This is a genomic window from Tardiphaga sp. OK246 (genome assembly GCF_900188215.1).
In the GTDB taxonomy this organism is placed as follows: Bacteria; Pseudomonadota; Alphaproteobacteria; order Rhizobiales; family Xanthobacteraceae; genus Tardiphaga; species Tardiphaga robiniae.
The window spans coordinates 137,388-156,487 of record NZ_FZOX01000004.1; the positions used below are offsets into that span (position 1 = coordinate 137,388).

Below are 19,100 nucleotides of genomic sequence, written 5' to 3' on the forward strand. Positions count from 1 at the left end.
ACGCTGAAGTCGCTTTTGGCATGCCATCTTGTGTTTTCTCATCCAAATTCCAATGTCGGCATGGCAAGCTTGCGCGCCCGCGCATGGCAATTCGGTCCTCCCACCCTGGAACCTTCATGAGCGCCCTGTTCTCTCCCTTCAAGCTGCGCGATCTCACGCTGCCGAACCGCATCGTCATTGCGCCGATGTGCCAGTATTCTGCCGAAGATGGCCGCGCCACCGACTGGCACATGATCCATCTTGGCAATATGGCCCTGTCGGGCGCCGCCATGCTGGTGATCGAAGCGACCGCCGTGGAAGCCATCGGCCGCATCACACCCGGCGATCTCGGCCTCTATAATGACGCGACCGAAGCCGCGTTGAGGCCGGTGCTGGCGGCAATCCGCAAGCATTCGAACATTGCCGTTGGCATGCAGATCGCCCACGCAGGCCGTAAGGCGTCGAGCCACGCCCCATGGGATGGCGGCCAGCAGGTCCCCCTCGACAAAGGCGGCTGGGTCGCCCAGGCGCCCTCGGCCATTCCGCAGAAACCCGGCGAACTGGCGCCGCAGGAGATCGACGTTGCCGGCCTCAAGCGCATCCGCGATGCCTTCGTGGCCACGGCGAAGCGCGCCGAGCGGCTCGGCATCGATGCGCTGGAGATCCACGCGGCGCACGGCTATCTGCTGCACGAATTCCTGTCGCCGATCTCCAACCAGCGCACCGACAATTATGGCGGTTCGCTGGAAAATCGCATGCGCTTTCCGCTCGAAGTATTCGACGCTGTGCGCGCAGCGTTTCCGGCCCACAAGCCGGTTGGCGTCCGGGTCTCGGCGTCGGACTGGGTCGAGGGCGGCTGGGATATCGAGCAGACCATCGTCTTCGCCAGTGAGTTGAAGAAGCGCGGCGTCGACTGGATGGATGTGTCGTCCGGTGGTGTCTCGCCGCAGCAGAAGATCGCGCTCGGGCCGGGTTATCAGGTGCCGTTCGCCGAAGCCGTGAAAGCGGCGACGGGACTGCCGACGATTGCGGTGGGGTTGATCACCGAAGCGCAACAGGCTGAAGACATCGTGGCCTCCGGCAAGGCCGATCTGGTCGCCATCGCACGTGGCATTCTCTACGATCCGCGCTGGCCGTGGCACGCGGCGGCGCAGCTTGGCGGTCAGGTACAGGCGCCGCCGCAATACTGGCGCTCGCAGCCATCGACGCAAAAGGCGCTGTTCGGCGATACGACGTTCGGCGGGCGCTAAACCACTTCAAGGCGCCTCACTTTCAACACCCACACATTGTCCCGCAAGTCCGGTGCGATGTGTGGGTGTTTGTCGTTGCGGTGCGTCCACTCCGCGAATGGCAGCCCTGCGGCAGCATCGTGTTTACATGACAGAATGTCGCACCTACACAGCGCAAAATTCTGCGCCGTAAAATAATCGTGGCATCCGGCGCTGCCCGCCTGTCGAGAGGAGCCCGCCATGGCCCGCCATTTTCTATGGCTTCTGCTGATCCCCTTCGTCGGCCTGCTCTGGGTCCCGTTCTACAACTTTCATGATCCGGTGCTGCTCGGCTTTCCGTTCTTCTACTGGTACCAGCTCGCCTGGGTGCCGATGACCGCCTTTCTGACCTGGCTCGCTTATCGGACTTACGCCAATGAAGACTGAGCTCGATATTCCCGCCGTTGCGGTCTTTCTGTTCTTCTTCGCGCTCGTCACCGTGATGGGCTTCGTCGCTTCGAAGTGGCGCCGCCCGAAAACGCTGGCCAGTCTCGACGAATGGGGCCTTGGTGGCCGCCAGTTCGGCACCTGGATCACCTGGTTTCTGGTCGGCGGCGATTTCTATACCGCCTATACGGTGATCGCCGTGCCGGCACTGGTCTATTCGGTCGGTGCTTACGGCTTCTTCGCGCTGCCTTACACGATCCTGGTCTATCCCATCGTGTTCATGGTGATGCCGAGGCTGTGGCAGGTCGCCAAGGACAACGGCCATGTCACTGCCGCCGACGTTGTGCATGGCCGCTATGGTTCACGCATGCTGGAAGCAGCAGTCGCCATCACCGGTGTCGTCGCCACCATGCCCTATATCGCGCTGCAGCTGATCGGTATGGCCACGGCTGTGAAGGCGCTTGGCTTCGAAGGCGAACTTCCGCTGATCGCGGCCTTTGTCGTGCTGGCGCTCTACACCTACTCGTCGGGCCTACGTGCCCCGGCGCTGATCGCCTTCGTCAAGGATATCATGATCTATATCGCCGTCATCGCGGCAGTGTCAGTAATCCCCGGCAAGCTCGGCGGCTATGCCGCAGTGTTCGACGCCGCCGATCAGGCATTCAAGGCCAAGGGCTCGGGCAGTATCCTGCTGCAGCCCAGCCAGTATGTCGCCTATGCCACGCTGGCACTTGGTTCGGCGCTCGCGGCCTTCATGTATCCGCATACGCTGACCGGTATCTTCGCCAGCAAGAGCGCCACGACCATCCGCAAGAACGCCGTACTGTTGCCGGCCTATACACTGATGCTCGGCCTGCTGGCGCTGCTCGGCTATATGGGCCACGCCGCCAAGTTGAAGCTCGCCAGCAATAATGACGTGGTACCGGCGCTGTTCCAGACGCTGTTTCCGAGCTGGTTCGCAGGCTTCGCTTTTGCGGCGATCGCCATCGGCGCGCTGGTCCCGGCAGCGGTGATGAGCATTGGTGCGGCCAATCTCTTCACCCGCAATTTCTGGAAGGCCTATGTCAATCCGCAGGTCGATTCAGCGGGCGAAGCAGCCGTTGCCAAGATCGCGTCGCTGGTGGTGAAGGTCGGCGCGCTGCTGGTCATCATCTATCTGCCGACGCAGTTCGCGCTCGACCTGCAGCTTCTCGGAGGCCTGTGGATCCTGCAGACGCTGCCGGCCTTGATCTTCGGCCTGTTCACCCGCTGGTTCACGGCGCTGGCACTGCTGACCGGATGGGTGGTCGGCCTGTTCGGCGGCACATATCTGGCCTGGACGGACGGCCTCAAGCCGCTGCACATGCTGTCGATCGGCAGCTTCCAGGCGACGGTCTATGTCGGGCTGATTGCCCTCGTCGCGAATATCGTGGTCGCAATGCTGGTCAATCTCGTGGTGCGGAAGCCGGTGGCAACGGCCGAGGCGGCGAGCACTTAAAGGCCTCGCTGTAAAGCCCGCGCGCGCATTGTTTCCGGCGCGCGCTGGCTTTATTGTCCGCGCGAATGCCCGCCATCCCTGTGCGGGACCGCCGGATGGAGCTTGCCTGAGTGACTGAATCGATGCGCATCGGCACGCGCAAAAGCACCATGGCGCTGGCCCAGACCGGAGAGATCGCGCGCCGGCTGGCGGTGGTCGCGCCGGAACTGGCCGTCGAGATCGTGAAATTCGAGCCGGTCGGCGACCGCGACCAGACCAGCAATCTCCTGAAGCATGGCGGCAAGGGCGGGGCTTTCGTCGGGGAGATTCGCGCGGCCGTGCTCAAGGGCACGCTACATGCGGCGATGCATTCGCTGAAGGACATGCCCGGCAATGAAGACACGCCGGGTCTCGTGATCGGCGCCACGCTGGTGCGCGATCCGCCGACCGATGCACTGGTGCTGCGCGAAGGCGTCAGCCTCGACGATCTCAAGCGCACGCATGGCAAGGGCTTCAAGATCGGCACCAACGCCGTGCGCCGCGCGGCCTATATTCGGCGGCTATTTCCCGAGATCGAGGTGATCCACTTCCGCGGTGCCGCCGATACGCGCGTGCGCAAACTCGACAATGGCGAAATGCAGCGGCTGCCTGATGGCGGCGAGGTCGGTCCCGCCGACGCGCTGATCATGGCGCGTTCAGGCCTCGAGCGTGTTGGATTGGCGAGCCGCATCGCACGTGATTTCACGCCGCAGGAAATGTTGCCGGCTGTGGGGCAGGGCATCGTCGCAGTCGAATGCGCGGCGCATGATTGGGCCTCGCGGCGTCATCTGTCACTGATCGACGACCCTGCGGCGCATCTGTCCTGCGATGCCGAGCGCGAGGTGCTTTGGGTGCTGAACGGGCACTGCAATTCGCCGATCGCCGGCTATTCGGTGATCTCAGGGCACGAGATGTCGCTGACCGCATCGGTGCTGGATGAAGCCGGCGGGCAGTTCATTGAGGTGACACGCATAGGGCCGGCGGATCGTCCGCGCGAGCTGGGGCGGGCTGTCGGGCTGGAGCTGCTCGACAAGGGCGCCGGCGCGCTGATCGAGGCCAATCGGCCGGAGCACTAGGCCGTTCGATACGACACTTTGCCCTCTCCACGTCATGCCCGGGCTTGACCCGGGCATCCATCCTTTGATGTACGACAGTGAAGTTGGATGGCCGGGTCAGGCCCGGCCATGACGGAGTGTGTGGCGACTAGCTCTCCGCCATCCCCACCGACCACAGTGCGAACGCATAGACGATCGCGATCTCATCCAGCCGGTTGAAACGCCCGGACGCGCCACCGTGACCGGCGCCCATATTCGTCCGCAGCAGCACCGGGCCTCCACCCGTCATCGTCACGCGCAGCCGTGCGATCCATTTCGCCGGCTCCCAATAGGTGACGCGTGGATCGGTGAGGCCACCCATCGCCAGAATCTTCGGATAGGCTTTCGCCGCGACCTGGTCATAGGGCGAGTAGGACAGGATGGTCTTGAAGTCGGCTTCGCTCTCGATCGGGTTGCCCCATTCGGGCCATTCCGGCGGCGTCAGTGGCAGCGTGTCGTCGAGCATGGTGTTGAGCACATCGACGAATGGCACTTCGGCAACGATGCCGGAGAATAGCTCGCCGGAGCGATTGGCGACGGCGCCCATCAGCATGCCGCCGGCGCTGCCGCCATGGCCAACGATGCGCTTCTCCGAAGTATATTTCGCTGATATCAGCGCACGCGCAGCCGCGGCGAAATCGTCGAACGAGTTCGTCTTCTTGTCGCGCTTGCCGTCGAGATACCAGCCCCAGCCCTTGTCGGCGCCGCCGCGGATATGCGCGATGGCATAGACGAAGCCGCGATCGACCAGCGACAGCCGGTTGGCGGAGAACGACGCCGGCATCGCCATGCCGTAGGAACCATAGCCATAGAGCAGCAGCGGAGCCTTGCCGTCCCGTGCCAGGTCCTTGCGATGTAGGATCGACACCGGGACTTCGGCGCCGTCATGTGCCTTGGCCATGATGCGCGTGGTGACGTAGTCAGCGGGGTTGTGGCCGGACGGGATCTCCTGACGCTTCCGCAAGGTGCGTTCGCGCGTTGCCATGTCGTAGTCATAGACTTCCGACGGCGTCGTCATCGAGGAATAGGCGAAGCGAAGCGTGGTCGTATCGAATTCGTAGCCGCCCATGGTGTCGAGCGAATAGGCGGCTTCGTCGAAGGCGATGGCGTGTTCGTCTTTGGTGGTGAGATCGCGAATCACAATCGATGGCAGCGCATTGGCGCGCTCCAGACGGACGAGATGGCCGGCAGTGAGATCCATGTCGAGGACATAGATGCCCTCGCGATACGGGATCAGATCTTTCCATTTGGCGCGCGCGGGCGATGTCAGCGGCGCCGTCACGATTTTGAAGTCGATGGCGCCATCGGCATTGGTCAGGATGAACAGCTCGTCGCCGCGATCGGCCAGCGAATACTGCACGCCATCTTCGCGTTTCGCCACGAGGCGCGGCGGCGCGTCTGGCGTGTTGAGATCAATCAATTGCTGCTCGGACGTTTCATGATCGCCGCCGGCGATGACGCAGAAGCGGCCGCTGGCGCTTTCATGGATGTGGGTGAACCAGCCGGAATCCTGCTCCTCGAATATCAGCCTGTCGTCGGCCTGTTTGGTGCCGAGCTTGTGTAGCCAGACCTGCATCGGACGATGATTGTCGTCGAGCTTCACATAGAAGAAGGACTTGCAATCGAGCGTCCACACCACGCCGCCATCGGTCTCCTCGACCACGTCGTCGAGATCACTGCCGGTGGCCCAGTCACGCACGCGGATGGTGAAATATTCCGAGCCCTTGACGTCGGCACTCCAGGCTTCCAGCGCGTGATCAGGTGAATGGCGGGCGCCGCCGAACTTGAAATATTTGTGGTCGGCGGCAAGCCTGTCGCCATCGAGAATGATGGTGGCCTCGCCGCCATCCCGCGGCATGCGGCCGAATAATTCATGCTGGCCGCCCTCGCGGAATTTCCGCAAATAAGCATAAGGGCCATCCGGCGACGGGACGCTGGAATCGTCTTCCTTGATGCGGCCGCGCATTTCCGCAACCAACTTGGTCTGCAGCGCCGCCGTGCCGCCGAGCAGGCTCCCGGTATAGGCGTTCTCGGCCTCCAGATAGGTGCGGATCTCCGGCTCCAGCACGCTGGGATCGCGCAACACCTCCTGCCATTTGGCATCCTTCAGCCAGGCATAGTCATCGGTCACAGTGATGCCGTGGGTCGTGGAGGAATGCGGATGACGCGGCGCAACCGGCGCGGGCATGGAGGATGTCTGCTTTGTCATGAACGCTCTTTTCGCGGAAGCCTGATCGGATATGATTACGGAACACGCGCGCATCGGCGCCTGCCCCGCATAATGGATATTCCATGGATATAGAGATTATCGACCGCCTTGCCATCCGCGATCTGATTGAAAACTGGGTAGTCTGGCGCGACGCCGGCGACTGGGACCGCTTCCGCACCGTCTGGTTCGACGATGGCCGCATGGTGGCCACCTGGACCCAGGGCACCGCCGACGAGTTCATCGCCATGAGCAAGGCCGGCTGGGCCAAGGGCGTCTCGATCATGCATTTCCTCGGCGCGCAGTCGATCGATCTGGCAGGCACCCGCGCAGTGTCGCAGACCAAAATGACCATCGCCCAGCGCGCGCTGGTGCACGGCGTCAATGTCGACGTGATGCTGACCGGACGCTTCTATGATTTCCTCGAAAAGCGCGACGGCAAGTGGGGCATGGTGCTGCGCCAGCCGATTTATGAAAAGGACCGCATGGATCCCGTCGTGCCCGGCGCGCCGCTGAAGCTCGATGCGGATCTGCTCGCGAGCTTCCCCGAGGGCTATCGCCATCTCGCTTATCTGCAGAGCCAGATCGGTTATCAGATCAAGCCAGACATGCCCGGGCTGCGCGGCGACGCGGTGGAGGCGCTTTATGCCAGTGGGAAGAAATGGCTGAACGGCGAAAAGCTGGATCGGTAGCCGCCTTACCCTCAGCCGTCATTGCGAGGCGCCTCTTGGCGACGAAGCAATCCAGTCTTTCCTTGTCGCTTTCTGGATTGCTTCGTCGCTCCGCTCCTCGCAATGACGTGGATAGTTGATAAAGAACAAAAAAGACTGGGAGAAACAACATGCCCGACTTCATCACCCTCGATGCACTGGTCCGTAACACCGCCGCATCCAAGCCGACCAAGATCGCCGTGATCGATGCTGATCGCCAGATCGACTACGCCGCATTCGACGCACTGATCGACCGTATCGCTGCATCACTGCAGGCCAGTGGCCTCAAGCCGCGCGACGCGATCTCCATCTGTGCGCTGTCGTCGATCGAATATGCAGCGGTGTTTCTTGGTGCGTTGCGCGTCGGTGTGGCGGTCGCTCCGCTGGCGCCGTCATCGACACCCACGGATTTCGCCGCAATGGCGAAGGATGCAGCGGCAAAAATCCTGTTCATGGATGACGCGACGGCAGCCTCCTTTGCGGATGCTGCGATCGATCCGTCGGTCCAGCGCATTGCGCTTGACGGCGGCAAGGCTGGAAAACCGTTCGCGCAATGGCTCGCGCCGGAAGGCGTGAAGCCCACGCCGGTGGCGATCGATCCGGAATGGGTCTTCAATATCATCTATTCCTCGGGCACGACCGGTACGCCGAAAGGCATCATCCACACCTGCTGGATGCGCTGGCGGCAATATGGCCAGCTCGATCCGCTCGGCTACGGGCCGGATGCGGTCACCGTGCTGTCGACGCCGCTCTATTCCAACACCACGCTGGTCTGTTTCAATCCGACACTCGCCGGTGGCGGCACCCTGGTGCTGATGAAGAAGTTCGATGCGCGCGGCTTCCTTGAACTCAGCGCCAGACATCGGGCGACCCATGCGATGCTGGTGCCGGTGCAGTATCGCCGCATTATGGCTGTGCCGGATTTCGACAGTTTCGATCTGAAGTCCTTCGTGATGAAATTCTCGACCTCGGCGCCGTTCGGGGCAGCGCTGAAGGCCGACGTGCTCAAGCGATGGCCTGGTGGACTAACCGAGTATTACGGCATGACCGAAGGCGGGGGCACCTGCGTGCTGCTGGCGCATGAACATCCGACCAAGTTGCACACCGTCGGCCAGCCAGCGCCAGATCATGAGATCCGCCTGATTGACGAGGACGGCAATTTCGTTGCCCAAGGCGAAATTGGCGAAGTGGTCGGGCATTCGCCCGTCATCATGCAGGGCTATCTCAACCAGCCCGGCAAGACCGCCGAGACGTTCTGGCACGACGCTTCCGGAAAGCGCTATGTCCGGACCGGCGATGTCGGGCGCTTTGACGAAGACGGCTTTCTGCAGCTAATGGACCGCAAGAAGGACATGATCATTTCCGGCGGTTTCAACATCTATCCGAGCGATCTCGAAGCCGTGCTGACGAAACACGACGACGTGCTCGAAGCCGCTGTCGTGGCCATGCCGTCGGAAGAGTGGGGTGAGACACCGCTCGCCTTCGTGGTGATGAAGGCGGGTGCCTCGGTCGATGCGCCGGGACTGAAGGCTTGGACGAATGAGCGTGTCGGCAAGTTCCAGCGACTCAACGATGTCGTGTTGGTCGATGTGTTGCCGCGCAGCGCCATCGGCAAGGTGCTGAAGCGCGAGTTGCGAGACCGCAAGCTGGCGGCGGATTTGTCGGTTTAGAGCACTGGCCTATCAGGTGTCGTCCCCGCGGAGGCGGGGACCCATAACCACGGTCAGTATGGTTCAAGCGGCAGAGTTATAGCCACAGCGTCTTTTCCAACTCTTCGGCGTGTATGGGTCCCCGCCTCCGCGGGGACGACGGCTGAGTTTGGGATCGCCGCCTCAATAATGCGGCGGAGGTTCATTCCGCGGCGCACCGCTGTTGCTTTCGGCCTCCTGCAGCCGCTCGCCGAGCGTGGCAACCTGCCGCGTCAGCATGTCGATCTGTTTCCACTGGGCGGTGATCGTCGTATTCAGCGTCTCGATCGTGTCGTCCTGATAGGCGACGCGAGTTTCGAGTGCGTCGATACGTTCGCGTAAGCCTGTCAGGTCTTTTGCGGTCTCACTCATCGGATGCGCTCTCCCGCAGCATCGCAAAATCTTCCGAATTGATCGGCAAGTCAGGCTTGATCGACTGGCTTTCGACGAGGCCATGACCGAGCGCGACGCGCTGGTCAAACACGAAGCATTCGCCGCGCCAGCGGCTCTCGGCCTCAGGGATCTCCTCGAGATATTTCAGGATGCCGCCCTTGAGATGATAGACGTCGGCGAAACCGCGCGAGAGCAGATACGAACTCGCCTTCTCGCAGCGGATGCCGCCGGTGCAGAACATCGCGATTTTGGTGTGCTTGGCGGGATCCAGCGTACGCGCGACGAAATCCTTGAACTGGCCGAAGCTTGCGATCTCCGGATCAACTGCGCCCTCGAACGTGCCCATCGCCACTTCGAACGCGTTGCGCGTATCGAGCACCAGCGTGTTCTCGTCGGCGATGAGATCGTTCCAGTCGGCGGCGTCCACATAGGCGCCAACCGTCTTGGTCGGATCCGTCTGGGGATCGCCGAGGGTGACGATCTCCTTTTTCAGCCGCACCTTCATGTGCAGGAACGGCATCAGGCTGGCGCGGGAGAATTTCAGCTCCAGATGGTTCAGTCGGCCGCTGAACATCACGCCGGTCTCAAGTTCGTGCACCAGCGTATCGATGGCGGCGTCTGTCCCGGCCACGGTGCCGTTGATGCCCTCCTCGGCCAGCAGGATCGAGCCTTTGATGCCGAGATTGACGCAGAGTGCGCGCAGCGGCTCGCGCAATTGCCGGAAATCCGGCAGCGCGGCGAATTGATAGAGGGCGGCGACCTTGAACATGGCGGGGGTTTACCAGCCGGACCCGCGAGGGGGAAGTCCGGGAACTCGCCGAAATAGCGTTGCCCTCAGGGCCTCGGGTCGGATGCTCCCCTGCGCAGGTATTGACCTATGTCATTCCCGGCGAAACCAGCGCAACGCGTAGTGCCAGAACGCAAAAAAACCGGCCCCTTACGGGACCGGCTTCTTTTGCAGCGTCACTGCGACCGACGGAGGAGTCAAAACTCCGCCGGTTGGAATTGGTTAAAGTTTGCGGTTCGCAAAATCCGACGCCTTGTCGGCGGCGTCCTTGGCAGCCTGCTTGGCATCGCCGACGGCCTTCTGCGCGTGGCCCTTGCCTTCCTGGATCAGGCCTTCGCCCTGCAGGCGGTCAGAGCCGGTCGCTTCACCGATGCCCTGCTTGGCCTTGCCGATGGCTTCGTTTGCGGTTCCCTTGATCTTGTCTGCGGTGGCACCCATGGGATACTCCTGTCATGTTGCAGACGCAGTTCCGAGACCATTCTCGATACGCGCTGCTTGAGCTTCGCAGAGACAATTGCCAGCTCAATTGAATGTTCCTCACTCCCGGGGCCGTGATGCCGCATGCGGTGGCAGCATTTCTTCGGAACCCAAGAAGGCATTGAAATGTCCGGTCACGGCCACGATCACACTCATCCGCACGATCACGCGCATGATCATTCTCACGACCATGATCCAGATCGCTGGAAGCACGACGGCATTCGCGTCATTCCCGCCGACAATCTCGATACCAACGTGCCATCGACCAAAGGCATGGACCGTGCGGCGGCTATCAATTTCGCGCGCGTCGGCGCGCAGAAACTGTGGGCCGGCACCGTGTCGATCCAGCCGGATGCCAAGACCGGTGCGCATCATCACGGCCATCTCGAAAGCGTCATCTATGTGGTGAAGGGCAAGGCTCGGATGCGCTGGGGCGATCGCCTGCAGTTTACCGCGGAGGCCGGCCCCGGCGATTTCATCTTCGTGCCGCCTTACGTGCCGCATCAGGAAATCAATGCCAGTGCCGACGAAGTGCTGGAATGCGTGCTGGTGCGCAGCGACGGCGAGGCGGTCGCTATCAATATCGACATCGAGCCGGTGGAGAAGCCGGAGACGGTGTTGTGGGTCGATCCCACGCATCCCGATGGGGCGGTGAAGAAGTAGTTATCTTACCTCGCCCCGCTTGCGGGGAGAGGTCGCTTTCCGCATGCGCAGCATGTGGAAAGCGGGTGAGGGGGAGTCAGTGTTTCACTCGCTGACTCCCCCTCACCCGTCGCGACAAGCTTCGCTTGCCGCGCCACCCTCTCCCCGCAAGCGGGGCGAGGGAAGAAGGCTATTTGATCTCGGGCAATCCCGGCGAGAACGCCAGCGCACTCTCGATCCACTTCGCTACGCGCAGCGTGCGCAGATCGTTCAGATAGGGGCCGACCACCTGCAGGCCGAGCGGCAGATGGTTCTTGCCGAACCCAGCCGGTAGCGACAGCGCGGGCACGCCGATCAGGGTCCATGGCGCGCAATATTCGGCATCGCCGGTATAGCTCAGCCCTTCCGGTGCTTCGCCGTAGGCCGGCAGCGTCAGCACCGCATCGTAATTCGTCATCTGCGCGGTGAAATCCGCACGCAGCTTCATCTGCAACGCCTTGGCCTTGAGATAGGCTGCCGCGCTGATGGCGCTGCCGGTCTCCACCAGCTTCTTTAGGTGATCGCTGGTCTTGTCGGGATAGCGCGCGACGAGATCGCCAAAGATCACCGCGCCTTCGGCGGCCAGAATGATGTTGATCGCGTCCCAGTTGCTGCGATCGAGTTCGGGCAGTTCCAGTTCTTCGATGACAGCACCCGCGCTGCGCAGTCGGGCAACGGAGGCTTCGAACACCTGTTGCTGTTCGCTCTCGGCCTTGGCGAATTTGGCAAAGCGCACCACCGCAAGACGCGGGGACGGCAGCGGCGGTACACCGCGCTCGACGGAGATTTCGAAACCCGGCACCGGCGCGCCATGCGGATCGCTGTCGCTGGTGCCTGCGATCAGTGACAGCGCATAGGCGACGTCATCGACCTTGCGCGCGAAGAAGCCGATGTGGTCGAGCGACTGGCTGAGGTGGTGTGCGCCGCTGCGGGGGATAGCGCCGAAGCTCGGCTTGAAGCCGACGACGCCGTTGAAGGCAGCGGGACGGATGATGGAGCCCAGCGTCTGCGTGCCCAGCGCCAGGGGCACGATGCCGGCAGCGACGGAGGCTGCCGAGCCGGAGGACGAGCCACCCGGTGTGTGCTTGCTGTTCCATGGATTGGTGGTCGGGCCGGGATGGCGCCAGGCGAATTCGGTGGAGACGGTCTTTCCGAAGATGGTGGCGCCGAGATTGCGCAGACGTTCGACGACCCATGCATCGGCCGTTGGCACGTGATCGGCATAGACGGCCGAGCCATTGGTGGTCGGCATGTCGGTGGTGGCGATGATATCCTTGACGGCGACGGGAATGCCGGAGAGCGGCCCTGGCTTGCGCACAGTGTCGGTGGGGAGGACCTCAAAGGCCTTCAGTATGGGCTCGGCAGCCTTGGCCTGTGCGAGCCGCTCCGATGCGTAGTGATCTGCCGCAGATGTATTGCCCTTGAACAGCCGCAGCAGGTCCAGAACCCCCGCGCCAGATGTTGCAGTGCGCGCGGTTGCATTCGTCATGTCGTGTCGTCCTGAACGTTTCTTCTGGGATCAAGAGAGGCGCGCAACCGCGAGGCTGCGCGCCTTCGATATTACTTCATCGCCAATGCGGGCTCGATATATTTCTTCACGACAAACTTTTCATAGTCAGGCTGGGCCGCGAGATTGCCGAGCGCGATCTGGGTGTCCATGGAGATCTTCAGCGAGGGTGCAGAAATATCGACGCTGTCCGGATAGACGCCGTCGGCCAGCATACGCTTGACGGCGGATTCAATCACGGCCGGATCCAGCGTTGGAAATTCCTTCTGCGCAATGGCTACGGTCTTGGCAGGATCTTTCTTCATGAAGCGCATCGCCATTTCCATGCCGTTGGTCACACGTTGCGCCAGATCCGGATTGACGTCATTGCGCGCCGTCACCGACGAAAATGCATAGGCGCCGTAGCTCTTCGGGAAGCCGTAGACCACCTTCATGCCCTTGGCGACCACCTGATCGAGGCCGGGTTCATACATCACGGCGACGTCAGCCTGCTTGGCGAGGAACGGACCCGGTTCGCTGCCGATCGCGACGGGGATCATCTCCACATCGGTCTTGCCGTCCATGCCATTCTCTTTCAGGAGCTTCAGGAACAGCGAGGTGCTGGTGGTCGGCATGGTGCCAACGACCACCTTCTGGCCCTTCAGGCTCTTGACGTCGGTGAACTTGAAATCCGGCGCGGTGGCGATCCACACCGCGGCTCCGTTGACCACATTGGCGATGATGCCAACCGGTGCGCCCTTGGAAGCGGCGATGGCTGTCCATTCCGGGCCATGGATCGAGAACTGTGCGCTGCCGGAGATCACCGCCGAGAGTGCGACTGTGGGCGAGCCTGCGGTTTCCTTGGTGAGGTCGAGGCCCTGCGCGGTGAAGAAGCCCTCATTAATGGCGACATAGAGCGGCAGGTACAGCATCGACTGGAAGGCCTGCGACAACACCACCTTCTTGTTCTGCGCCATCGCTGGCGTGGCGAGCAGGACTCCAGCCAGCGCGACCGCGCCGGTGATACGCTTCAACAACGACATAGAACGTCTCCGTTATGGTGGAAAGAGAGGGATTAAACCTGGACCTGATGCGAGGTGGTCGCCTGCTTCCACGGCAGCGAAGTGCGCTCGATGATGTCGATGACGTAATAGAGCACGAAGCCGAGGATCATCAGCGTGAACAGCCCGACCCAGACTGAGTTGAGGTCGTACAGGCTGGAGGCGAGGAAGATCATGTGGCCGAGGCCGCGCTGCGACGAGATGAATTCGCCGACGACGGCGCCGACCAGGCCGAAACCGATATTGATGCGGAAGGTGGCGATGATCGACGGCAGTGTGGATGGCACCACAGCCTTCCAGAACACCTGATGCTTGTCGGCGCCCATGGAGATCATCAGCGACTGCAGATCGACGTCGGCATCCTTGGCCGCCTGATAGGCTGCGATCAGCGCCACAAGCGCGGTGAGCGAGACGGCGAGTGCGACCTTCGATATCAGGCCGGTGCCGAACCACAGCACCACGATGGGCGCGAGCGCGATCTTCGGCACGGAATTGATGGCAACGATGAAGGGCTCGACCAGCTTTGCGACGAACACCGAATACCACAGTGCGAGACCGAACAGCGATCCGAAGATGGTGCCGATGATGAAGCCCAAAATGGCCTCGAACAGCGTGTACCAGGAATCCGACAGCAGTTCGCCGCTCAGGATCAGCTTGTAAAACGTGGCAAAGATGCCGGATGGCGACCCCATCAAAAATGCCGAGATGTAGCCGGCATGGACGCCGAGTTCCCATAGCGCGAAGAACACTGCGACGGCGAGCAGCTGCAACACCGCGCGGCCGAGCGTCGTGTCGAAGGCCGTTCGCTTCTTGCGGGACTTGCGCGGTGCGGTCTTCTTGCGCGCGGATGTGCCGGACATCACGAGGCTCATGAGGTTGTCTCCGTCTGGATATCGAGCTCGGCGCAAAGCGTCTTGAAATAAGTCGAGAATTTCACGTCGTTACGCGCGGTGATGGGCGAGGTTGCCTCGATGTCGATCTCATGCACGACCTTCACCCGTGCCGGGCGGCCGGACAGCACGACGACGCGCTTCGACAGCGCGACCGCCTCGTCGATGTCATGGGTCACGAGGATGACCGTCTTGTTGAATTTCTGGACTGCATCCTTGAGCACGCCTTCGAGATACAGCCGCGTCTGATAATCCAGCGCCGAGAATGGCTCGTCGAGCAGCAGGATGTCGGGATCCATGATCAGCGTACGGATCAGCGCCACGCGCTGGCGCATGCCACCGGACAGGGTCTTGGGATAGGCATTCTCGAAGCCGGCGAGGCCGAACTGCTTGAGATACTCGCGCGCCTTCTCCTCGGCCTCCTTCTGGTCGACGCCGCGGGTCTCCAGCCCGAGCAGCACATTGCCCATCACCGTGCGCCACGGAAACAGCAGGTCTTTCTGCATCATGTAGCCGACGCGGCCGCGCAGGCTTTCGATTTCCTTGCCGCGATAGGTGATAGTGCCGCCATCGGGCTCCAGCAGGCCGGCGATGATGTTGAAGATGGTCGTCTTGCCGCAGCCGCTGGGGCCAATGATGCTGACGAAATCGCGCTCGTTGATGGTGAAGGAGAGGTCGTCGAGCACATTGACGTCGCCGCCCTTGCCGGCAAACGACTTGCTGATGTTCTGGACGGTGAGTTGAACTTGTTTCGGCGGCATGATGCGGTTTCCTGGGTACCGCACATACGCAAGCTGCGTGCCATCTTGGGCGCGAAAAAGCCTCAAGCAATCGCGCAGGTTTTCTGCTGAGTGCTTGAGGCTTGAAGTGTTTTGCCCCGGCTTTGGGCAGGCTGGATTTATTCTCGGCGATAAATTGAGCAGGTGTGGCGAAGTGTATTTTTGGCGAACACTTTAGGCGACCTCGCGCTCCGTTCTCTCGTTCGTCATGGCCGGGCTTGTCCCGGCCATCCACGTCTTGTTCGCCTCGGCCAAGACGTGGATACGCGGGACAAGCCCGCGCATGACAGCTGATAGGTCCGAGATCAGCCCGTCACCGCCATCACTGCTTCCTTGATCTTCGCCAGCGCGTAGTTGCCGACCATGGCGGCGTCCACATGCGGCAGGTTCGGGAGCTCGTCAGGCGCCACCACGCAATCGACGATGGCGGGTCCGTCACAGGCCAGCGCGTTGGCGATAGCCTTCTTCAAATCACCCGGCTGCTTGGCCGTAAAGCCTTGCGCGCCGCAGGCGCGTGCCAGTGCCGCGAAATCCGGATTGGGGAATTCGATGGCTTCGCGGAAGGGCGCCAGGCCGATGCTTTCCGCTTCCAGCGTGATCAGGCCGAGGGCGGAGTTGTTATAGACGATGACCTTGATAGGCAGCTTGTGCTGCACAGCCGTCATGAATTCGCCCATCAGCATGTTGAAGCCGCCGTCGCCGGTGAGCACGATCACCTGCTTGCTGCGATCGAGGATCTGCACGCCGTTGCCCTGGCCGACGGACGTGCCGACCGCGGCATTGTTGAACGAGCCGATGATGCGCTGGGTGCCGTTCTGGCGGATCCAGTTGGCCGACCACAGCGTGTTCAGACCGGTGTCGAACACGAAGATTGCATCGGGCCGTGCGAGATCGCTGGCGATGCGCGCTACGGCCTGCGGGTGGATCTTGTTCTTGCTGCGGGCAGGATCGGCCTGCTTGTCGAGCATCTCATCCCACTTCTTGCGGGCGTGACTGGTCGTCTCGAAGAACTGGCCGTCGGTCTTGGTCTGCACCCTGTCCAGCAGCATCTTCAACGCGGGGCGTGCCGAACCGATGACGCCGAGGCTCGTCGGTGTGCGCCTGCCGAGCGCTTCGGCGCGCACATCGATCTGGATGACATTGCCCTTGCGCGGCAGGAAGTTGGAATAGGGATAGTCGGTGCCCACCATGACGAGCAGGTCGCAATCATGCACGGCGTTGTAGACGGCCTTGGTGCCGATCATGCCGAGCCCGCCCATCCATCGGACGTCATCGAACGCCATGATCTCCTTCCCGCGCACCGAATGCACCAGTGGCGCCTTCAGCTTATCGCTGAGCGCACGCAGGAGTTCGGCGCTGCCGATGGCGCCATGGCCGCACATGATGACAACGTTGCCGGCTTCGTCGATGCGGCGGGCGGCTTCCTGTATGGCGGCATCATTCGGCAGGATCTCGCCGCGTGGCACCAGCGTGGCAAGGCTCGCTGTAGCCCCTTCGGCTTTCGACGACAGCACGTCGACAGGCAGCGTCAGATGCGCGACGCCAGGCCCTGCATAGGCGGTGGAGATGGCCTGATGGATCACACCGGGCGCCTGCGCGGCGGTGGTGATGGTCTGGGTGTAGAGTGCGACGTCGCGAAACAGCAGGTCCGGCTCGGTGGTCTGGAAAAAGTCGACGCCTTTTGCGGCTCGCGCCATTTCACCAGAGAGCGCCAGCACCGGGGCGTGATCGCGCGCCGCTTCATAGAGACCGGCGACGAGATGCGTGCTGCCGGGCCCTGTGGAGCCAGCGCAGACGCCGAGTTTGCCGGTGAGCTTGGCCTGGCCAGCGGCGGCCAGCGCCGCGCCTTCCTCGTGCCGTACCCCGACCCACTCGATCTTGCTGCGCCGGACCGAGTCCGCCAAAGGATTAAGCGAGTCGGCGATCAGGCCGAAAATCTGCTGTACGCCAATCGTCTCAAGAACATGGACAATCTCATCCGCGACAGTTTTCGACATGGGAGCTCCGATTTCTAGAATTGGCTCTCCGCCGGGAGGCGGGCTGATGCAGCAATGCGGTCGGTCCAATTGTGATTGGAGCCGAATGGTCGCACTGCAGCAATAGCTGAACCGCGAAACGGTTTCATGATGGTCAATTAAGTTTGCGCAATGCTTGGAGAAATGCGCGATGTGTTGAACGTTTGTTACATGTATCGGAAGATCGGATCGCCATAGTCGATGGCCGGAAATACGTTCTTGTCGCTCCAGTAGTCCTGGTTGTGCTGCCACTCCTGCTTGTCGCCGCGCTTCGGCAACAGGTGCATGCCGCGCATGATGTAGCCCGGGTTGAAGTCCTCTGGATCGATCCAGGGCAGTAGCGGCATGTCGCTGTCCTCCGGCCGCAGCATCGGCGTCACTGTGGTCGTGCCGGTCTCTTCCATGTGCTTCAGGAGCCCGCAGACGAAGTCGGCCACGAGATCGACGCGCAATGTCCAGCTGGCACGGAGATAGCCGAAGATCCACACCATGTTCGGCACGCCGGTGAACATCATGCCGCGATAGGTCACAGTGTCGGAGAAATTCAGCGGTGCGTCATCGATGGAGAAGGCGATATCGCCGAGCATGTTGAGATTGAAGCCGGTGGCGGTGACGACGACGTCGGCGTCGATCGTCTTGCCTGATTTCAGCGTGATGCCGTGTTCGGTGAAGGTCTCGATCTCATCGGTGACGACACTCGCCTTGCCGGCCTTGATGCTCTGGAACAGGTCGCCATCCGGAATGAAGGCGATACGCTGCCGCCACGGCCGGTAGCGCGGCGTGAAATGTGTGGCGATGTCGTAGTCCTTGCCGAGATAGGCCTGTACGCCCTTCAGCAATTCCTCTTTCACCACCTCCGGTTCACTGTTCGTCCGCTTGGTGAAGGCCTGCTGATCGAACAGGATCTTGCGGCGGACGATCTCATGGACCCATTCTTCGTCGACATCCAGCTCGCGCAGCATCTCTGCCAGAGCGTTGGCATTGCGGCCGGTGATGAAGAAGGTCGGCGAGCGCTGCAGCATGGTGACTTCGGCACATTTATCGGCAATGGCGGGCACCAGCGTCGCGGCAGTCGCGCCGGAGCCGATCACGACAACCTTCTTGCCGGTGACGTCGAGATCTTCCGGCCAGGTCTGCGGATGCACTAGGCGGCCCTTGAACCGGGTCATGCCCGGCCATTGCGGCGTGTAGCCCTGATTGTGGTTGTAATAGCCCTGACACATCCAGAGAAAACGCGTGGTGAAGTTCAGCGTCTCGCCGGTGTCGTGACGGATGACGGTGAGCGTCCAGAGCTTGTCGGCATTCGACCAGTTGGCGGAGAGGATCTTGTGCTTGTAGCGGATATGCGCGCCGAGCCCGTTCTCGGCGATCACGTCCCCCATATAGCGCAGGATTTCCGCAGCGGTGGCGATGGGCGCCGATGTCCAGGGCTTGAAGCGATAGCCGAACGTATGCAGGTCACTGTCAGAGCGGATGCCAGGATAGCGATGGGTGTGCCATGTCCCGCCAAAGCTCTCCTGGGTTTCCAGAATCAGAAAACGCGTATCCGGATTCTGCTTGGTGAGATGATAGGCGGCGCCGATGCCGGAGATCCCAGCACCGACGACGATGACATCGACGTGTTCGGCTGCGTTTTCGACGGACGAATCTGTGGCGATTTTTCCCTGGGCGTTCATGGGCTCCCGATCTTTTTTGGCTCGCGCG

Annotated in this window: 17 protein-coding genes; 7 read left to right on the forward strand and 10 right to left on the reverse strand. The window is 61.8% G+C overall.

From position 1 onward, the window contains the following. Positions 1 to 116: 116 nt before the first annotated feature. The 4 genes from CHC01_RS19005 (at position 117) to hemC (ending at position 4,205) form a co-directional block, all read left to right on the forward strand. A complete protein-coding gene (locus tag CHC01_RS19005; protein WP_089265835.1) occupies positions 117 to 1,229 on the forward strand; it encodes an NADH:flavin oxidoreductase/NADH oxidase in 1,113 nt (370 codons plus the stop codon). Positions 1,230 to 1,448: 219 nt separating this feature from the next. Beyond that, complete coding sequence (locus CHC01_RS19010; RefSeq protein ID WP_089265836.1) at positions 1,449 to 1,634, forward strand: DUF3311 domain-containing protein; 186 nt, start codon at positions 1,449 to 1,451, stop codon at positions 1,632 to 1,634. Next, entirely contained in the window at positions 1,624 to 3,111 is a 1,488-nt protein-coding gene (gene mctP / locus CHC01_RS19015) for a monocarboxylate uptake permease MctP (RefSeq protein ID WP_089265837.1), read from the forward strand. The genes CHC01_RS19010 and mctP overlap by 11 nt, the downstream gene beginning before the upstream one ends. Before the next feature lie 110 nt (positions 3,112 to 3,221). After that, complete coding sequence (gene hemC / locus CHC01_RS19020; protein WP_176454641.1) at positions 3,222 to 4,205, forward strand: hydroxymethylbilane synthase; 984 nt, start codon at positions 3,222 to 3,224, stop codon at positions 4,203 to 4,205. A gap of 127 nt (positions 4,206 to 4,332) precedes the next feature. Here hemC and CHC01_RS19025 read toward each other — a convergent pair whose 3' ends face one another. Beyond that, a complete protein-coding gene (locus CHC01_RS19025) occupies positions 4,333 to 6,432 on the reverse strand; it encodes a S9 family peptidase (protein ID WP_089265838.1) in 2,100 nt (699 codons plus the stop codon). An 83-nt stretch (positions 6,433 to 6,515) separates the two neighbouring features. Between CHC01_RS19025 and CHC01_RS19030 the strand changes: the two genes are divergently transcribed. After that, complete coding sequence (locus CHC01_RS19030) at positions 6,516 to 7,121, forward strand: nuclear transport factor 2 family protein (RefSeq protein ID WP_089265839.1); 606 nt, start codon at positions 6,516 to 6,518, stop codon at positions 7,119 to 7,121. Positions 7,122 to 7,270: 149 nt separating this feature from the next. After that, positions 7,271 to 8,809, forward strand: a complete 1,539-nt coding sequence (locus CHC01_RS19035; RefSeq protein WP_089265840.1) for a class I adenylate-forming enzyme family protein — start codon at positions 7,271 to 7,273, stop codon at positions 8,807 to 8,809. 162 nt (positions 8,810 to 8,971) lie between these two features. Here the strand turns inward: CHC01_RS19035 and CHC01_RS19040 are convergent, their stop codons facing one another. The 3 genes from CHC01_RS19040 to CHC01_RS19050 all read right to left on the reverse strand — a co-directional run bounded on the left by CHC01_RS19040 (position 8,972) and on the right by CHC01_RS19050 (position 10,445). Beyond that, complete coding sequence (locus CHC01_RS19040; protein ID WP_089265841.1) at positions 8,972 to 9,199, reverse strand: SlyX family protein; 228 nt, start codon at positions 9,197 to 9,199, stop codon at positions 8,972 to 8,974. Next, positions 9,192 to 9,989, reverse strand: a complete 798-nt coding sequence (trhO, locus tag CHC01_RS19045; protein ID WP_089265842.1) for an oxygen-dependent tRNA uridine(34) hydroxylase TrhO — start codon at positions 9,987 to 9,989, stop codon at positions 9,192 to 9,194. Before trhO ends, CHC01_RS19040 begins: the two co-directional genes overlap by 8 nt. A 240-nt stretch (positions 9,990 to 10,229) precedes the next feature. Continuing rightward, positions 10,230 to 10,445 carry a CsbD family protein gene (locus CHC01_RS19050; protein ID WP_089265843.1) on the reverse strand — a complete coding sequence of 72 codons (216 nt, stop codon included), beginning with the start codon at positions 10,443 to 10,445 and terminating at the stop codon, positions 10,230 to 10,232. Between the two features lie 165 nt (positions 10,446 to 10,610). Here CHC01_RS19050 and CHC01_RS19055 point away from each other — a divergent pair, with 165 nt between their 5' ends. Next, a complete protein-coding gene (locus CHC01_RS19055; RefSeq protein WP_089266238.1) occupies positions 10,611 to 11,147 on the forward strand; it encodes a cupin domain-containing protein in 537 nt (178 codons plus the stop codon). A 169-nt stretch (positions 11,148 to 11,316) separates the two neighbouring features. On the opposite strand, the gene CHC01_RS19060 is transcribed toward CHC01_RS19055, so the two are convergent. The 6 genes from CHC01_RS19060 to CHC01_RS19085 all read right to left on the reverse strand — a co-directional run bounded on the left by CHC01_RS19060 (position 11,317) and on the right by CHC01_RS19085 (position 19,072). Beyond that, positions 11,317 to 12,654 carry an amidase gene (locus tag CHC01_RS19060; protein WP_089265844.1) on the reverse strand — a complete coding sequence of 446 codons (1,338 nt, stop codon included), beginning with the start codon at positions 12,652 to 12,654 and terminating at the stop codon, positions 11,317 to 11,319. Positions 12,655 to 12,725: 71 nt separating this feature from the next. Next, positions 12,726 to 13,694, reverse strand: coding sequence for an ABC transporter substrate-binding protein (locus tag CHC01_RS19065; RefSeq protein ID WP_089265845.1), 969 nt, complete (start codon positions 13,692 to 13,694; stop codon positions 12,726 to 12,728). 32 nt (positions 13,695 to 13,726) lie between these two features. Continuing rightward, positions 13,727 to 14,584: an ABC transporter permease gene (locus CHC01_RS19070; RefSeq protein WP_210421687.1), complete on the reverse strand. Its 858-nt coding sequence runs from the start codon at positions 14,582 to 14,584 to the stop codon at positions 13,727 to 13,729. Further along, a complete protein-coding gene (locus CHC01_RS19075; protein ID WP_089265846.1) occupies positions 14,581 to 15,363 on the reverse strand; it encodes an ABC transporter ATP-binding protein in 783 nt (260 codons plus the stop codon). The genes CHC01_RS19070 and CHC01_RS19075 overlap by 4 nt, the downstream gene beginning before the upstream one ends. A gap of 323 nt (positions 15,364 to 15,686) precedes the next feature. After that, positions 15,687 to 17,378, reverse strand: a complete 1,692-nt coding sequence (locus tag CHC01_RS19080) for a thiamine pyrophosphate-dependent enzyme (protein ID WP_089265847.1) — start codon at positions 17,376 to 17,378, stop codon at positions 15,687 to 15,689. Positions 17,379 to 17,563: 185 nt separating this feature from the next. Further along, positions 17,564 to 19,072: a flavin-containing monooxygenase gene (locus CHC01_RS19085; protein WP_089265848.1), complete on the reverse strand. Its 1,509-nt coding sequence runs from the start codon at positions 19,070 to 19,072 to the stop codon at positions 17,564 to 17,566. Positions 19,073 to 19,100: the final 28 nt, after the last annotated feature.

Coding starts and splice junctions, on each gene's coding strand:
- CHC01_RS19005 (WP_089265835.1), top strand. CDS start 117: ATGAGCGCCCTGTTCTCTCCCTTCAAGCTGCGCGATCTCACGCTGCCG.
- CHC01_RS19010 (WP_089265836.1), top strand. CDS start 1,449: ATGGCCCGCCATTTTCTATGGCTTCTGCTGATCCCCTTCGTCGGCCTG.
- mctP (WP_089265837.1), top strand. CDS start 1,624: ATGAAGACTGAGCTCGATATTCCCGCCGTTGCGGTCTTTCTGTTCTTC.
- CHC01_RS19025 (WP_089265838.1), bottom strand. CDS start 6,432: ATGACAAAGCAGACATCCTCCATGCCCGCGCCGGTTGCGCCGCGTCAT.
- CHC01_RS19030 (WP_089265839.1), top strand. CDS start 6,516: ATGGATATAGAGATTATCGACCGCCTTGCCATCCGCGATCTGATTGAA.
- CHC01_RS19035 (WP_089265840.1), top strand. CDS start 7,271: ATGCCCGACTTCATCACCCTCGATGCACTGGTCCGTAACACCGCCGCA.
- CHC01_RS19040 (WP_089265841.1), bottom strand. CDS start 9,199: ATGAGTGAGACCGCAAAAGACCTGACAGGCTTACGCGAACGTATCGAC.
- trhO (WP_089265842.1), bottom strand. CDS start 9,989: ATGTTCAAGGTCGCCGCCCTCTATCAATTCGCCGCGCTGCCGGATTTC.
- CHC01_RS19050 (WP_089265843.1), bottom strand. CDS start 10,445: ATGGGTGCCACCGCAGACAAGATCAAGGGAACCGCAAACGAAGCCATC.
- CHC01_RS19055 (WP_089266238.1), top strand. CDS start 10,611: ATGTCCGGTCACGGCCACGATCACACTCATCCGCACGATCACGCGCAT.
- CHC01_RS19060 (WP_089265844.1), bottom strand. CDS start 12,654: ATGACGAATGCAACCGCGCGCACTGCAACATCTGGCGCGGGGGTTCTG.
- CHC01_RS19065 (WP_089265845.1), bottom strand. CDS start 13,694: ATGTCGTTGTTGAAGCGTATCACCGGCGCGGTCGCGCTGGCTGGAGTC.
- CHC01_RS19070 (WP_210421687.1), bottom strand. CDS start 14,584: ATGAGCCTCGTGATGTCCGGCACATCCGCGCGCAAGAAGACCGCACCG.
- CHC01_RS19075 (WP_089265846.1), bottom strand. CDS start 15,363: ATGCCGCCGAAACAAGTTCAACTCACCGTCCAGAACATCAGCAAGTCG.
- CHC01_RS19080 (WP_089265847.1), bottom strand. CDS start 17,378: ATGTCGAAAACTGTCGCGGATGAGATTGTCCATGTTCTTGAGACGATT.
- CHC01_RS19085 (WP_089265848.1), bottom strand. CDS start 19,072: ATGAACGCCCAGGGAAAAATCGCCACAGATTCGTCCGTCGAAAACGCA.